At 71.7% G+C, this 14,290-nt stretch carries 14 protein-coding genes; 4 read left to right on the top strand and 10 right to left on the bottom strand.

Annotation, left to right across the window (positions count from 1 at the left end):
- Window positions 1–6 precede the first annotated feature (6 nt).
- From hisF to MET2598_RS0128095, 10 genes are all read right to left on the bottom strand, one after another.
- Complete coding sequence (gene hisF / locus MET2598_RS0128140; protein ID WP_018263137.1) at window positions 7–783, bottom strand: imidazole glycerol phosphate synthase subunit HisF; 777 nt, start codon at window positions 781–783, stop codon at window positions 7–9.
- An 81-nt stretch (window positions 784–864) separates the two neighbouring features.
- Window positions 865–1,626, bottom strand: coding sequence for a 1-(5-phosphoribosyl)-5-[(5-phosphoribosylamino)methylideneamino]imidazole-4-carboxamide isomerase (gene hisA / locus MET2598_RS0128135; RefSeq protein WP_012336410.1), 762 nt, complete (start codon window positions 1,624–1,626; stop codon window positions 865–867).
- Between the two features lie 30 nt (window positions 1,627–1,656).
- The gene (hisH, locus tag MET2598_RS0128130) at window positions 1,657–2,319 is read right to left on the bottom strand and encodes an imidazole glycerol phosphate synthase subunit HisH (RefSeq protein WP_012336411.1); all 663 of its coding nucleotides are present in this window, start codon (window positions 2,317–2,319) and stop codon (window positions 1,657–1,659) included.
- A 23-nt stretch (window positions 2,320–2,342) separates the two neighbouring features.
- Window positions 2,343–2,828, bottom strand: coding sequence for a DUF2628 domain-containing protein (locus MET2598_RS0128125; RefSeq protein ID WP_012336412.1), 486 nt, complete (start codon window positions 2,826–2,828; stop codon window positions 2,343–2,345).
- Window positions 2,829–2,881: 53 nt separating this feature from the next.
- The gene (hisB, locus tag MET2598_RS0128120) at window positions 2,882–3,484 is read right to left on the bottom strand and encodes an imidazoleglycerol-phosphate dehydratase HisB (protein ID WP_012336413.1); all 603 of its coding nucleotides are present in this window, start codon (window positions 3,482–3,484) and stop codon (window positions 2,882–2,884) included.
- A gap of 257 nt (window positions 3,485–3,741) precedes the next feature.
- Complete coding sequence (locus tag MET2598_RS0128115; RefSeq protein ID WP_018263136.1) at window positions 3,742–4,617, bottom strand: S-methyl-5'-thioadenosine phosphorylase; 876 nt, start codon at window positions 4,615–4,617, stop codon at window positions 3,742–3,744.
- A 196-nt stretch (window positions 4,618–4,813) separates the two neighbouring features.
- Complete coding sequence (locus tag MET2598_RS0128110; protein ID WP_026190986.1) at window positions 4,814–5,710, bottom strand: cytochrome c1; 897 nt, start codon at window positions 5,708–5,710, stop codon at window positions 4,814–4,816.
- A gap of 99 nt (window positions 5,711–5,809) precedes the next feature.
- The gene (locus MET2598_RS0128105) at window positions 5,810–7,096 is read right to left on the bottom strand and encodes a cytochrome b (RefSeq protein ID WP_018263134.1); all 1,287 of its coding nucleotides are present in this window, start codon (window positions 7,094–7,096) and stop codon (window positions 5,810–5,812) included.
- Window positions 7,097–7,206: 110 nt separating this feature from the next.
- Window positions 7,207–7,770, bottom strand: a complete 564-nt coding sequence (gene petA / locus MET2598_RS0128100; RefSeq protein ID WP_018263133.1) for a ubiquinol-cytochrome c reductase iron-sulfur subunit — start codon at window positions 7,768–7,770, stop codon at window positions 7,207–7,209.
- Between the two features lie 266 nt (window positions 7,771–8,036).
- Window positions 8,037–9,323: an MFS transporter gene (locus MET2598_RS0128095; protein WP_018263132.1), complete on the bottom strand. Its 1,287-nt coding sequence runs from the start codon at window positions 9,321–9,323 to the stop codon at window positions 8,037–8,039.
- Between the two features lie 271 nt (window positions 9,324–9,594).
- Here MET2598_RS0128095 and ribH point away from each other — a divergent pair, with 271 nt between their 5' ends.
- From ribH to MET2598_RS0128075, 4 genes are all read left to right on the top strand, one after another.
- A complete protein-coding gene (gene ribH / locus MET2598_RS0128090) occupies window positions 9,595–10,140 on the top strand; it encodes a 6,7-dimethyl-8-ribityllumazine synthase (RefSeq protein ID WP_018263131.1) in 546 nt (181 codons plus the stop codon).
- The gene (gene nusB / locus MET2598_RS0128085; RefSeq protein ID WP_012336420.1) at window positions 10,137–10,607 is read left to right on the top strand and encodes a transcription antitermination factor NusB; all 471 of its coding nucleotides are present in this window, start codon (window positions 10,137–10,139) and stop codon (window positions 10,605–10,607) included. The genes ribH and nusB overlap by 4 nt, the downstream gene beginning before the upstream one ends.
- 91 nt (window positions 10,608–10,698) lie before the next feature.
- Window positions 10,699–11,685 (top strand): thiamine-phosphate kinase, encoded by a 987-nt coding sequence (gene thiL, locus MET2598_RS0128080; protein WP_012336421.1) that lies wholly within the window; start codon window positions 10,699–10,701, stop codon window positions 11,683–11,685.
- Window positions 11,686–11,901: 216 nt separating this feature from the next.
- A complete protein-coding gene (locus tag MET2598_RS0128075) occupies window positions 11,902–14,049 on the top strand; it encodes a sodium-translocating pyrophosphatase (RefSeq protein ID WP_018263130.1) in 2,148 nt (715 codons plus the stop codon).
- The last annotated feature ends 241 nt before the right edge of the window (window positions 14,050–14,290 follow it).

Here is a 14,290-nt window from a genome sequence, read left to right as displayed (position 1 = left end):
TCCGCCTTAAGGGTCGAGCCGCATCGCCAGCCCCGCCGCCGCCATGTGGGCCTTGGCCTGCGCCACCGTCGCCTCGCCGAAATGGAAGATCGAGGCCGCCAGCACCGCGCTGGCATGGCCCTCCGCCACCCCGGCCACGAGGTCGTCGAGCCCGCCGACGCCCCCCGAGGCGATCACCGGCACGCTCACCGCGTCGGCGATGGCCCGGGTCAGGCCGAGATCGTAGCCGGAGCGCATCCCGTCCCGGTCCATCGAGGTGACGAGGAGCTCCCCCGCGCCCCGCGCCGTCACGGTGCGGGCGAAGGCGATCGCGTCGAGGCCGGTGGCGCGCCGCCCGCCATGCGTGAAGATCTCCCAGCGCGGCGCCTCGCCGGGGCCGGAGACGCGCTTGGCGTCGATCGCCACCACGATGCACTGGTTGCCGAACTTCTCCGCCGCCTCCGCAACGAAGTCGGGGTTGTTCACCGCCGCGGTGTTGATCGAGACCTTGTCGGCGCCCGCGAGCAGCAGCGCGCGGATGTCCTCCACGCTGCGCACCCCGCCCCCGACCGTGAGCGGCATGAAGCAGGCCTCCGCCGTGCGCTGCACGACGTCGAGGAGGATGCCGCGCGCCTCGTGGCTCGCCGTGATGTCGAGGAAGCAGAGCTCGTCCGCGCCCGCCGCGTCGTAGGCCTTGGCGGCCTCGACCGGGTCGCCGGCGTCGCGCAGCGCAAGGAACTGGACGCCCTTGACGACGCGGCCGTCCTTGACGTCGAGGCAGGGGATGACGCGGGTCTTGAGCACGCTCTCGTCACTCGATCCAGGGGAGGCGGCGTCCCGCGATCCCGCGTGAGGAGGGGCCCGGCGGCCCCCCGTTCAAGGCTATCACGCCCCGGCCCCGCGCGCCTGCTCGGCCCGCCGGATGGCGGCGAGCGCCTCGCGCGGGTCGATGCGGCCGTCGTAGAGGGCCCGCCCGGTGATCGCGCCGGCGAGCAGGGCGCAATCGGGCTCCAGCAGCCGGTGGATGTCGGCGATCGAGGCGAGCCCGCCCGAGGCGATGACCGGGATGCTCACGGCCTGCGCGAGCGCCAGCGTCATCGGGATGTTGAGCCCCTTGAGCACCCCGTCGCGCGCGATGTCCGTGTAGATGATGGCGGCGACGCCCGCATCCTCGAAGCGGCGGCCGAGCTCGTCGGCGGTGACCGTCGAGGTCTTGGCCCAGCCCTCGACCGCGACCTTGCCGTCCTTCGCGTCGATGCCGACCGCGATCTTCCCCGGGAAGCGGCGCGCCGCCTCGCGCACGAAGGCCGGGTCGCGCACCGCCGCGGTGCCGATGATGACGCGGCTGACGCCCTTGCCGAGCCAGCCCTCGACCGTGCGCATCTCCCGGATGCCGCCGCCGAGCTGGACCGGGATCGCGACCGCCGCCAGGATGGCGTCCACCGCCGCGGCGTTCATCGGCGCGCCCGCGAACGCCCCGTCGAGATCGACCACGTGCAGCCAGGAGAAGCCCTGGGCCGCGAAGGTCGCTGCCTGCGCGGCCGGATCGTCGCTGAACACGATCGCCTGGGCCATGTCGCCCTGCACGAGGCGGACGCAGCGCCCCTCCTTGAGATCGATGGCCGGAAACAGGATCACGTGCGTCACCGCGGGGCTGAAAGGGGGAAGGGGCGGTCCTCAGGGCCGCCAGCGCAGGAAATTGGCGATCAGCGCGAGGCCGAGCCGCTGGCTCTTCTCGGGGTGGAACTGCGTGCCCGCCACGTTCCCGCGCGAGACGATCGCCGTCACCGGCCCGCCGTAGTCGCTGGTCGCGACGACGTCGCCGGGCTCGCGGGGAGTCAGCGCGTAGCTGTGCACGAAATAGGCGTGGAGCCCGCCCTCCCCGGTCGGGATGCCGTCGAGGAGCGGCGTCGCCCGGTGGGCCCGCAGGGTGTTCCAGCCCATGTGCGGCACCTTGAGGCTCGGATCGGCCGGGCGGATCGGCGCCACGTCGCCGGGCACCCAGCCCAGGCCCTCGGTGGTCTCGTATTCGAGGCCCCGCGAGGCGAGGAGCTGCATGCCGACGCAGATCCCCAGGAAGGGCCGCCCGCGCTCCTGCGCCGCCTCCGTCATGGCCGCGACGAGGCCCGGCACCGCGTCGAGGCCGCGGCGGCAATCCGCGAAGGCGCCGACGCCCGGCAGCACCACCCGCTCGGCCCCGGCCACCACCTCCGGGTCGGAGGTCACGGTGATGCGCGCATCGTCGAGGCCCGCCTCCCGCGCCGCCCGCTCGAAGGCCTTGGCGGCGGAGTGCAGGTTGCCCGAGCCGTAATCGATGATGGCGACCGTGCCGGTGCTCACGCGGGTCTCTCCTCGCAGGGGCGTCACCGCCGCGCATCCGCCTCGGGGAAGAGGCCGAGCGCCGGGCTCCCGGTCTTGGCGAAGGGCGGCACCCGCGGGGGCACCGCCGCCGCCGGGGCGGCGTGGCGGGTGAGCCAGCGGCCGACCAGCTTCACCTCCGCCTCGGTCGAATCCGCCGCCGTCACCGCGTCCCGGGCCGGGCTGCCGCGCCGCTCGTAGGTCCAGCGGCGCAGGGAGGGCGCCTCGTAGCCGATCAGCACCGAGAGGAGCAGCGTGACCAGGAAGCCCGCCGGCGGGGACAGGTTGAGGGCGAGGCCCGCGCCCCACACCGCCACCTCGGCCACCAGCACCAGCAGCCCCGCGAGCCAGAGCCGGTGCCAGAAGAACCACAGGGCCGTGAAGGCGAAGGCCGACCAGATGAAGCGGTCGGGCACCAGCTTGGCGCGGTCGAGCGCGTCCGGCGCCCCGGGATCGACCTCGTCGGGCAGGTGCAGCGTGTAGGTGGACATCGTGCTCTCCAGGCCTGCTCTCTCGGGCTCCCGGCGCCGCAAGCGGGCGCCCGTCAGAGCGAGCCCTTCGTCGACGGGACCCGGTCCCCTTCCCGAGGGTCGACGGACACCGCCTGACGCAGGGCGCGTGCCAGCCCCTTGTAGCAGCTCTCGGCGATGTGGTGCTGATTCTCGCCGTAGAGCGTCTCCACGTGGAGCGTGATCCCGGCATTCATCGCGAAGGCCTGGAACCACTCGCGCACCAGTTCGGTGTCGAAGCCGCCAATCTTCTCGCGCGCGAAGTGGGTGCGGAATACCAGGAAGGGCCGGCCCGAGATGTCCACGGCGACGCGGGTCAGCGTCTCGTCCATCGGCAGGTGCAGGTCGGCGTAGCGCCGGATGCCGCGCTTGCTGCCGAGGGCCTGCGCGAAGGCCTGGCCGAGGGCGATGCCCGCATCCTCCGTCGTGTGGTGCTGGTCGACGTGCAGGTCGCCCGTCACCGCGACGTCGAGGTCGAACAGGGCGTGCCGGGCGAACAGCTCCAGCATGTGGTCGAGGAAGCCGATGCCGGTCGCGACCGAGGCGCGGCCGCTGCCGTCGAGGTCGAGGGCGACGGTCACGTCGGTCTCGGCGGTCCGCCGGCTGACCCGGCCGGTCCGGGAGGAGGTGTCGGTCATCGCGTGATCGGAATGAGAGCCGGCTGCCTTTTAACCGGGCAGCCCGGCGGAAAGCCAGCGGAGAGTCCGGCCCCGGTCGCCGGAGCGGCGGGGGACGGAGCGGAGCCGCCTCGGGCCGGTCCGCTCACGTGACATCCGGCTGATGGCTTCGCCATCTCCGATTTCGGCCATGCGGATGTCGGCCTCGCTCAGGCGCCGCGCTCAGGCGCCGCGCGGGCTCGGGATCCGGGATCCGCTTGATCAGAGCGGATCCCATATCAGCCCCCGAGCACGCGGCCCGCCACGGCGTCGAGCTTGGCGACGAGCGCCGGGTCCCGGTGCTCGGGCGGGGTGAGCAGGGCCCCGTCGAGGGCGCGGTCCGAGCGCACCGGGCAGGGCTCGTGCTCGGCGGGGAAGTCGCGGGCGAGCCGGCTCACGAGGCGCGCCGCCTTGGCGGCGTTCGCCCGCGCGACGGCGATCACCGCCGAGACCTCGACCGCGTCGTGCTCCTGATGCCAGCAGTCGAAATCCGTCACCATCGCGATGGTCGCGTAGGTGATCTCGGCCTCGCGGGCGAGCTTGGCCTCCGGCATGTTGGTCATGCCGATCACGTCGTAGCCCAGGCTCTTGTAGGTGATCGACTCGGCGTAGGTGGAGAATTGCGGCCCCTCCATGCAGACGTAGGTGCCGTTGCTGCGCACCGGGATCTCCTCCGCGTGCGCCGCCTCCAGGATGCGGGCCTGCAGGCCCGGCCCGACCGGATGGGCCATCGAGACGTGGGCGACGCAGCCGTCGCCGAAGAAGGACGAGGCCCGGCCGTGGGTGCGGTCCACGAACTGGTCGACGAGCACGAACAGGCCCGGATAGAGCTCCTGCTTGAACGAGCCGCAGGCCGAGAGCGAGACGAGGTCGGTGACGCCCGCCCGCTTCAGCACGTCGATGTTCGCCCGGTAATTGATGCCGGAGGGCGACAGCCGGTGGCCGCGCCCGTGCCGGGCTAGGAACACCACCGGGGTCGCGCCGATCCGCCCGATCCGCAGCGCGTCCGAGGGGTCGCCCCAGGGCGAGGCGATCCGCTCCTCGCGCAGATCCTCCAGTCCCGGCAGGTCGTAGACCCCGGACCCGCCGATCACCCCGAGCACCGCCTTCGCCATCGTCGTCTCCCGAAACCTGCCCAAACGAGAAGAGGCCCCTCGCGGGGCCTCTTCAAGGAGCGTGCCGCGCCTCATCCCAACGGCCCAGGATGCGGACGCATCGGGCCGCCGACCGTCTCGAAGGGTCGACGCCAGGCCGAAGGCGTGGCGGCCCTTCGAGAACGGAACCGACGGTCATGAGACGCGACCGCCGGGATCAGCCCGCCTTGTGCAGCTCGGGCTGCAGGCCGTGCGTCTCGCCGCCGACATCGGCCCACACCTTCTTCTTCACGTAGTAGAAGAGGCCGGCGAGGACCAGCAGGAACAGGATGGCGCGCAGGCCGAGCTGCTTGCGGGCGATCAGGTGGGGCTCGGCCGTCCACATCAGGTAGGCGATGACGTCGCGCGAGTACTGATCGACCGTCTCGGGCACCACCGGCTTGCCGTCCGCGCCCTTGGCGTAGGTGATCTGGCCGTCGCTGAGCGGCTTGGGCATCGCGATGATGTTGCCCGGGTAATACTTGTTGTAGTGGCCGCCGTCCGGCACCTGCACGCCGTGGGGCGGGGTCTCCTCGTAGCCGTTGAGGAGCGCGTGGATGTAGTCGGGCCCCTGCTCGGTGTAGCCGACGAAGGGCAGCCAATCGATCAGGAACCACAGCCCGCCGCGGCTGAAGGTGCGGGCCTTGGCCATCAGCGACAGGTCGGGCGGCGCCTTGCCGCCATTGGCGACCGCGGCGGCCTGCTCGTTCGGGAACGGCGCCGGCAGCTTGTCGGCGGGGCGGCCGGGCCGCTCGAACATCTCGCCCTGGTCGTTCGGGCCGTCCTTGACCTTGTACTCCGCGGCGAGCGCCTTGACCTGCGCCTCCGTGAAGTCCGGCCCGCCCTCCTCCGCGAGGTTGCGGAAGCGGACGTAGTTCATGCTGTGGCAGTTCGAGCAGACCTCGCGGTAGACCTGATAGCCGCGCTGCAGCTGCGCCTGGTCGAAGGTGCCGAACACGCCCGAGAAGGTCCACTTCTCGCGCGGGGGAAGGCTGCCGTGCTCCTCCGCGAGGGCGGCGGTGCCGGACAGGATCGCGGCGAGCGCGGCTGCCACGAGAGCGCGTGTTCTGATCATTCCCTCGATGTCCCTTGCCCTCGATGCCCCTTGCGGCGTCGTCATCGGCCAGTGTGGTTCAGGGGCGGGCCGCCTCGGGGGCGGCCCGCGATCGGCCCGTCAGCCCTTGGTCGGCGGGGCGGCGGCGGCGCCGGCCGGCATGCCGGAGGCCCCCACCTGCTTGCCCGGGCCCGTGACGCTCTCCAGGATCGAGCCCGGGAGGGGCCTGGGCGTCTCGAACAGGCCGACCAGCGGCATCACGATCAGGAAGTGGGCGAAGTAGTAGACCGTGGCGATGCGGGCCGCGATCACGTAGCCCCCCTCCGGCGGCTTCGCGCCGAGCCAGCCCAGCAGGAAGCAGCAGAAGATGAACACCCAGAAGAACTGCCGGTAGATCGGCCGGTAGTTCGAGGAGCGGACCCGCGAGGTGTCGAGCCAGGGCGCGAAGGCCAGGATGATCACCGCGCCGAACATCAGGATCACGCCGCCGAGCTTGTCCGGCACCGCGCGCAGGATGGCGTAGAACGGCAGGAAGTACCATTCGGGCACGATATGCGCGGGGGTCACGCCCGGATTCGCCGGGATGTAGTTGTCCGCGTGGCCGAGGTAGTTCGGCTGCAGGAAGATCCAGTAGGCGAAGAAGATGAAGAACACCACGACCGCGAACACGTCCTTGATCGTCGCGTAGGGCGTGAACGGGACCGCGTCCTTGCCGCTCTTGATCGGGATGCCGGTCGGGTTGTTCTGGCCCGTGACGTGCAGCGCCCAGACGTGCAGGACGACGACGCCGGCGATCATGAACGGCAGCAGGTAGTGCAGCGAGAAGAAGCGGTTGATGGTCGGGTTGCCGACCGAGTAGCCGCCCCAGAGCAGGCTCTGGATGGTGTCGCCGACGATCGGGATCGCCGCCAGGATGTTGGTGATCACGGTCGCGCCCCAGAACGACATCTGGCCCCAGGGCAGCGTGTAGCCGAGGAAGGCGGTCGCCATCATCAACAGGTAGATGATCACGCCCAGGATGTAGAGCACCTCGCGCGGGGCCTTATAGGACCCGTAATAGAGGTTGCGGAACATGTGCACGTAGACCGCGATGAAGAACATCGAGGCGCCGTTGGCGTGCATGTAGCGCAGCAGCCAGCCGAAATTCACGTCGCGCATGATGTGCTCGACGGAATTGAAGGCCTCGTTGGCCGAGGGCTGGTAGTGCATGGCCAGCCAGACCCCGGTGAGGATCTGGGAGGCCAGCATCACGATCAGGATCGCCCCGAACGTCCAGAAGTAGTTCAGGTTGCGGGGGACCGGGAAGGCGACGAAGGAGGAATGGACGAGGCCGACGATCGGCAGCCGCGCCTCGAACCACTTGGCTAAGCGGCTCTTGGGCACGTAAGTCGTGGCGTGTGCGCTCATGGGGACAGCCCGCTTCTTGGTTTCCGGGCATCGTCCGCGGGACCGGGGGTCCGCCGCCGACGATGCGGCACTCTCAACACATGCGCGGCCGGTCGGCCGCGTCCGCCGCGTCAGGCCGCCGCGCCCTCGCCGATCCGCACCTTGGTGTCGCCCTGGAAGGCGTAGGGCGGGATCGGCAGGTTGATCGGCGCCGGCCCGCGCCGCACCCGGCCGACCGCGTCGAACTGCGAGCCGTGGCAGGGGCAGGCCCAGCCCTCGAAATTGCCCTGGTGGCCGATCGGCACGCAGCCCAGGTGGGTGCAGTTGCCGTAGCTCACGAGCCACTGGTCGTGACCCTCCTTGACCCGGGCGTAGTAGGGCGCCGGGTCGATCAGGTCGCCCATCTTGACCGCCTTCATGTCCTCGATCTCCTTGGCGGAGAGGCGGCGCACGAAGATCAGCTTGCCGCGCCAGAACACGTTGATGATCTGGCCCTCGCTGATCGGCGAGAGGTCGACCTCGATCGGCGCGCCGGCCGCGATGGTCTCGGCGTCCGGGGCCATCGAGGAGACGAAGGGCCAGACCAGGGCGGCCGCACCGACCACGGCGCCCGCCCCGGTGGCGAGGAAGAGGAAGTCCCGGCGGGTCGACCCGTGCGGATGGGCGGCGTCAGAGGGGGCGACGGTGGTGGCCAAGTTCCGGCTCTCCCGAGAATCGTGAAGGGCGAGGATCCGCGCGGGCGCGGGGCGCCACGCATGGACCACATTCCTAGGGCTGGCTCCGAGGAGGCCCCTCGGTCCGGCGGACCGAAGCACCAGGCCCACGGCGCGTGCAATGCGACCGGGCGTCGCCCGCGCGGCCGCTCTCTGCCACGCTTCTAATCTGCGCGCCAGCGTGACGCGGCCCCGCCCGCCGGTTTTTTGCTGCGCTGCGGCGTCATCCGGCCGCGGGCGCCGCTCCTCTATTCGGCCGCCGGCACCGCGTGGCGGGCCCGCGCGTTGCGCAACCAGAGCACGAGCAGGATGCCGACGAGGCCCGCTGCCGAGATGACCAGCAGCCCGCCGGTGAAGTCGCCGGTGCGGTCCTTGATCGCGCCCACCACGTAGGGCGCGACGAAGCCCGAGAGGTTGCCGATCGAGTTCACCACCGCGATGGCGCCGGCCGCCGCCGCCCCGGAGAGCGCCTCGGTCGGCAGCGTCCACACCACCGGCAGGGCCGCGAAGATGCCGAAGGCGGCGCCCGAGAACAGCACCATCTTGAGCACCGGATCGGTCACCAGGGCGGCGCCGATCGTGCCCAGCGAGGCGCAGGCGAGCGCCGCCACGAGGTGGAAGTGGCGCTCCCGCCGGGCGTCGGAGCGCCGGCCCCACCAGATCATCCCGACCGTGCCCGCGATGTAGGGGATCAGCGTGACGAAGCCGGTCTGCAGGTTCGAGAGGCCGAAGGCCTTGACGATCTGCGGCAGGAAGAAGCCGAAGGCGTAGAGGAGCGCCACCGCCCCGAAATAGATGAACGCGATCGCGATCACGCGGGGATCGAAGATCTCGCGGGTGAGCGGCCGGTGGGCGGTGGGGCCGCGCGCGGCCTCCTCGCGCATGCGCGCCTCGAGCCAGGCGCGCTCCTCGGCCGGCAGCCACCGCGCCTCGGACGGCCGGTCCGTGAGGTACAGGAAGGTCGCGACCGAGAGCACGATCGCCGGCACCGCCTCGATGATGTAGAGCCACTGCCAGCCCTTGAAGCCGAGGAGCCCGTCGAGTTCGAGCAGCGCGCCCGAGACCGGCGCGCCGATCAGGCTCGACAGCGGGATCGCCACCATGAAGGCGCTGACGATCCGGGCCCGGTAGGCGGCCGGGAACCACAGGGTGAGGTAGAAGATGATGCCCGGAAAGAACCCGGCCTCCGCCGCGCCGAGCAGCAGGCGCATGATGTAGAAGCTGGTCTCGCCGCCCACGAAGGCCATGCCGCCCGAGATCAGGCCCCAGCTCAGCATGATGCGGGCGATCCAGCGCCGCGCCCCGAACCGCTCCAGGAACAGGTTCGAGGGCACCTCGAAGATGAAGTAGGTGAGGAAGAACAGGCCCGCCCCGAGCCCGTAGGCGGTGGCCGAGATGCCGAGGTCGCGGTTCATCGTGAGCGACGCGAAGCCGACGTTCACCCGATCCAGGTAGGCCACGAAGTAGCAGACGATCAGGAACGGGATCAGGCGTCGGCTGACGCGGCGGATCGTGCGGGTCTCGAGTTCGCTCATCGGCGGGGCGCATCCTCCCTCCGGGCTCGTCGGCCCGGCTCCCCCGCGCCTTGGACCGAAGCGGGCGCGCTGGCAAGCGCCGCGGCGCGCCGTGTCGCGCTTGTCCGCAACGGCGCTTCGGTCTAGTGCTCGCCCCTCCGGTCGGGACCGGCATCCGGTCGGGGCGCGCCGCAACGGTGGCGGCCCCGCGCGTTCGCCGCGAGTCGCCTCCGCACGTTCACCGCCGCAGGTTCACCTCTAGGTTTCTCAACCGTCCGATCGGGATCGCGAGATGGTCACGCCACGCCGAGACAGCGGGAAGGACCGCCCGTCGCTCAAGGATGCGCGCATCCTGGTCGTCGAGGCCCGCTACTACGAGGACATTGCCGACGAGCTCCTGCGCGGCGCCACGGCGGCGATCGCCGCCGCGCAGGCCGAGGCGGAGGTCGTGACCGTGCCGGGCGCGCTGGAGATCCCCCAGGCGGTGGCGATCCTGGTCGAGGCCGCCGCGCGCGAGGCCAGGCCCTACGACGCCGTGGTGGCGCTCGGCTGCGTCATCCGGGGCGAGACCGGACATTACGACATCGTGGCGGGCGAGAGCGCGCGGGCGCTGATGGACCTCTCGGTCCTGCTGCGCCTGCCGCTCGGCAACGGCATCCTCACGGTCGAGACCGAGGCGCAGGCGCAGGCGCGGGCCCGCGTCTCGGAGATGAACAAGGGTGGGGGCGCCGCCGAGGCGGCCCTCGCGGTGCTCGCGCTCAAGCGCGCGAAGGCCGCCGAGCGCCCCGACCGGACCATCGGCTTCACCCCCCGCCGCGCCGCGGAGACGCAGGAATGAAACCCGCCGAGCGCAGCGGCGCCCGCCTCGCCGTGGTCCAGGCCCTCTACGAGATGGAGATCTCCGGCAAGGGCGTCATCGACGCGCTGGCGGAGTTCGAGGCCTTCTGGATCGGCCAGGTGGTCGATGGCATCGAGCATCCCCCGGCCGAGACGGCCTTCTTCCGCGACGTGCTGCGCGGGGCGGTGGAGGAGCAGCGGCTCATCGACCAGCGCCTCGACGGGGCGCTCTCGGCCGGCTGGCCGCTGCGCCGGATCGAGGCGGTCCTGCGCGCGATCCTGCGGGCCGGCGCCTACGAGGTGATCTTCCGCAAGGACGTGCCGGTGCGGGTGGCGATCTCCGAATACGTGGACGTCGCCCACAGCTTCTACGGCGGCGACGAGCCGGGGCTGGTCAACGCGGTGCTCGACAAGGTGGCCCGGGCGGCGCGGGCCGAGGAGCTCGACAAGGCCGCCCGCGACGGGTGACGAGCGGGCGAGGCGCCGCCCGGTCCCGGCCCCGGCCCAGGGCCCGGCCTTCCGTCCCGCGCGGACGCGGCGCGCAGGGGAGCGAGTCCCGATGACCCCCCGCCCCTCCGAGGACGCGCTGATCGCCCGCTACTTCGCCCCGCTCGCCGGGCCTGGCGGGCTCGGGCTGCGGGACGACGCGGCGGAACTCGCGCCCTCCCCCGGCCACGACCTCGTCCTCACCACCGACGCGGTGGTGGCGGGCGTCCACTACTTCCCCGACGATCCTCCCGCCTCGATCGCCGTGAAGGCGCTCGGCGTGAACCTGTCCGACCTCGCCGCCAAGGGCGCGCGGCCGCGCGGCTTCCTGCTGACCCTCGCCCTCGCGGAATCCTGGACCGAGGCGTGGCTCGCCGCCTTCTGCGCCGGGCTCGGCGCGACGGCGCAGCGTTGGGGCTGCCCGCTCCTCGGCGGCGACACGGTCCGGGCGGCGGGCCCGACCCTGATCGGCGTCACGGCCCTCGGCGAGGTCCCGGCCGGCCGGATGGTGCGGCGCTTCGCGGCGAAGCCCGGGGACCGGCTCCTCGTCTCGGGCACGATCGGGGACGCGGCGCTCGGGCTGCGTCTGCGCGCGGAGCCCGCCTGGGCCGGCGCCCTCTCGGCGGCGGAGCGCGATCACCTCGCCGACCGCTACCTGCATCCGCGCCCGCGCCTGCCGCTCGCGCCCGCCCTCCTCGCCCATGCGGGCGCCGCCATGGACGTCTCGGACGGGCTGGTGGGCGACCTCGCCAAGATGCTGCGCGCCTCCGGGGCGGGCGCGGAGGTCGACCTCGCCGCGATTCCCCTCTCGCCCGCGGCCCGCGCCGCGCTCGCGGCCGAGCCGGGCCTGCGCGAGGCGGCCCTGACTGGCGGGGACGATTACGAGCTGCTCTGCGCGGTGCCGCCCGCCCGCCTCGGGGCGATCCGGGCCGAGGCCGAGGCGGCCGGGATCCCCCTGACGCCGATCGGCACCGTGACCGAGGGCCCCGCCCCGCCCCGGTTCCGGGACCGCGACGGCAGCGACCGGATCTTCGCCGGCGGCTCGTTCAGCCACTTCTGAGCACGACTTTCGTCGGGGTCGCCGGGCTGTCCGCACCCTTCCGGCGGTGGAGAAGCTTAAGAGCGTTTGCGCTCGCCCTGGAAGTTTGGCACTCAGGACCGGCGAGCCGGGATCAGGCCGGGCCGCTCATCTGGGGAGGGACACCCGCACGGGACGCCGCTCGCCACCAAGGCCGTCAACCGTCGCGGGGCATGGCCCGACATCAAGGACGGTAGAATGACCGCACTCCTGCTCATCATCCTGGGCGGCCTCTGCGCCGTTGCCTACGGCATTTACACCATCAACGACGTCATGCGGCGCGACGCGGGCACCCAGCGCATGCAGGAGATCGCGGGTGCCATCGCCGAGGGCGCCCAGGCCTACCTGCGGCGGCAATACGTCACCATCGCGGTGGTCGGCGTCGCGCTCTTCGCCCTGCTCTCCTACTTCCTCGGGATCAAGGTCGGGATCGGCTTCCTGATCGGTGCGGTGCTGTCGGGGGCGGCCGGGTTCATCGGCATGAACGTCTCGGTGCGGGCCAACGTGCGCACCGCCCAGGCCGCCACGCAGTCGCTCGGCGGCGGCCTCGACGTCGCCTTCAAGTCCGGCGCGGTCACCGGCATGCTGGTGGCGGGCCTCGCCCTCCTCGGCGTCGCCCTCTACTACACCTACCTCACGCGCCAGCTCGGGCTCTCGCCCGCGAGCCGCGAGGTCATCGACGCGCTGGTGGCGCTCGGCTTCGGCGCCTCCCTGATCTCGATCTTCGCCCGCCTCGGCGGCGGCATCTTCACCAAGGGCGCGGATGTGGGCGGCGACCTCGTCGGCAAGGTCGAGGCCGGCATCCCGGAGGACGATCCGCGCAACCCCGCCACCATCGCGGACAATGTCGGCGACAATGTCGGCGACTGCGCCGGCATGGCGGCCGACCTGTTCGAGACCTACGCGGTGACGCTGGTCGCCACCATGGTGCTCGCCGCGATCTTCTTCTCGGGCCAGACCGAGGTCGGCGGGCGCAACGTGCTCGAGACGATGCTGCTCTACCCGATGGCGATCGGCGCGGCCTGCATCGTCACCTCGATCATCGGCACCTTCTTCGTCACGCTCGGCGCCAACCAGTCGATCATGGGCGCCCTCTACAAGGGCCTGATCGGCGCCGGCGTGCTCTCCGTCGCCGCCATCGCGGGCATCAACTTCGTCCTGTTCGGCGGCTTCAACACCAGCTTCACCACCAACACGGGCGTCACCTTCACCTCGCTCAGCCTGTTCCTGTGCGCGGTGATCGGCCTGGTGATCACGGCGCTGATCGTGGTGATCACCGAGTACTACACCGGCACCAATTACCGCCCGGTCAAGTCGATCGCCTACTCGTCGGTGACCGGTCACGGCACCAACGTGATCCAGGGGCTCGCGATCTCCCTCGAATCGACGGCGATGCCCGCCATCGTGATCGTGGCCGGCATCATCTCCACCTACATGCTGGCCGGTCTGTTCGGCATCGCGGTGGCGGTCACCGCCATGCTGGCGCTCGCCGGCGTGGTGGTGGCGCTCGACGCCTTCGGGCCGGTCACCGACAATGCCGGCGGCATCGCCGAGATGGCCGGCCTGCCCAAGGACGTGCGCAAGTCGACCGACGCCCTCGACGCGGTCGGCAACACCACCAAGGCCGTCACCAAGGGCTACGCGATCGGCTCGGCCGGTCTCGGCGCCCTGGTGCTGTTCGCGGCCTACACGTCGGACCTCAACTACTTCGTGCAGAACGCGAGCCCGACCCAGTACCGCTACTTCCAGGGCGTGAGCGTCGATTTCTCGCTCTCCAACCCCTACGTGGTGGTGGGCCTGCTGCTCGGTGGCCTGATCCCCTACCTGTTCGGCGGCATCGCCATGACGGCGGTGGGCCGGGCGGCGGGCGCGGTGGTCGAGGAGGTGCGCCGGCAATTCCGCGAGAAGCCCGGCATCATGAAGGGCACGGACCGGCCCGATTACGGCCGGGCCGTCGACATGCTCACCCGCGCGGCGATCCGCGAGATGGTGGTGCCCTCCCTGCTCCCGGTGCTGTCGCCGGTGGTGCTGTTCTTCGTGATCAACCTCATCGCGGGCAAGGCCCAGGCCTTCGCGGCGGTGGGCGCGATGCTGCTCGGCGTGATCCTGACCGGCCTCTACGTGGCGGTCTCGATGACGTCCGGGGGCGGCGCCTGGGACAACGCCAAGAAGTACATCGAGGACGGCCATCACGGCGGCAAGGGCTCGGACGCCCACAAGGCGGCCGTGACCGGTGACACGGTCGGCGATCCCTACAAGGACACCGCCGGCCCCGCCGTGAACCCGGCGATCAAGATCACCAACATCATCGCGCTGCTGCTGCTGGCGGTGCTGGCGCACAGCTGAGCGGCAGCCGACCCGGAGCGAGGATGGGGCGCCCTCTCCCGAGGGCGCCCCATCGCACGTTCGGGGCGGTCGTCGCCCGAATCACTCTTGTCTCGGTCGCTATCGGTCGGGCCGCCACGGCGTCGGGGCGAGGGAGCCCGGTCGCCGCGGGGCGGCGCGCGGCCGGGTGCGCGCGGCAACCGGCGGCTGCGACGCGGGGGCGCGACAATCCCGTTTCCCTGCCCGCATCCCGCTCGGGGCG

Source organism: Methylobacterium sp. WSM2598, assembly GCF_000379105.1.
Lineage (GTDB): Bacteria > Pseudomonadota > Alphaproteobacteria > Rhizobiales > Beijerinckiaceae > Methylobacterium.
Note: the sequence above shows the minus strand (reverse complement) of the source record. Positions and strands in the feature narration are given on the sequence as shown.

What these genes read in the sequence shown, in the direction of transcription:
- MET2598_RS0128125 (WP_012336412.1), bottom strand. Translation starts at nt 2,828, where the DNA reads ATGTCCACCTACACGCTGCACCTGCCCGACGAGGTCGATCCCGGGGCG.
- hisB (WP_012336413.1), bottom strand. Translation starts at nt 3,484, where the DNA reads ATGACCGACACCTCCTCCCGGACCGGCCGGGTCAGCCGGCGGACCGCC.
- MET2598_RS0128115 (WP_018263136.1), bottom strand. Translation starts at nt 4,617, where the DNA reads ATGGCGAAGGCGGTGCTCGGGGTGATCGGCGGGTCCGGGGTCTACGAC.
- MET2598_RS0128110 (WP_026190986.1), bottom strand. Translation starts at nt 5,710, where the DNA reads ATGATCAGAACACGCGCTCTCGTGGCAGCCGCGCTCGCCGCGATCCTG.
- MET2598_RS0128105 (WP_018263134.1), bottom strand. Translation starts at nt 7,096, where the DNA reads ATGAGCGCACACGCCACGACTTACGTGCCCAAGAGCCGCTTAGCCAAG.
- MET2598_RS0128095 (WP_018263132.1), bottom strand. Translation starts at nt 9,323, where the DNA reads ATGAGCGAACTCGAGACCCGCACGATCCGCCGCGTCAGCCGACGCCTG.
- ribH (WP_018263131.1), top strand. Translation starts at nt 9,595, where the DNA reads ATGGTCACGCCACGCCGAGACAGCGGGAAGGACCGCCCGTCGCTCAAG.
- nusB (WP_012336420.1), top strand. Translation starts at nt 10,137, where the DNA reads ATGAAACCCGCCGAGCGCAGCGGCGCCCGCCTCGCCGTGGTCCAGGCC.
- thiL (WP_012336421.1), top strand. Translation starts at nt 10,699, where the DNA reads ATGACCCCCCGCCCCTCCGAGGACGCGCTGATCGCCCGCTACTTCGCC.
- MET2598_RS0128075 (WP_018263130.1), top strand. Translation starts at nt 11,902, where the DNA reads ATGACCGCACTCCTGCTCATCATCCTGGGCGGCCTCTGCGCCGTTGCC.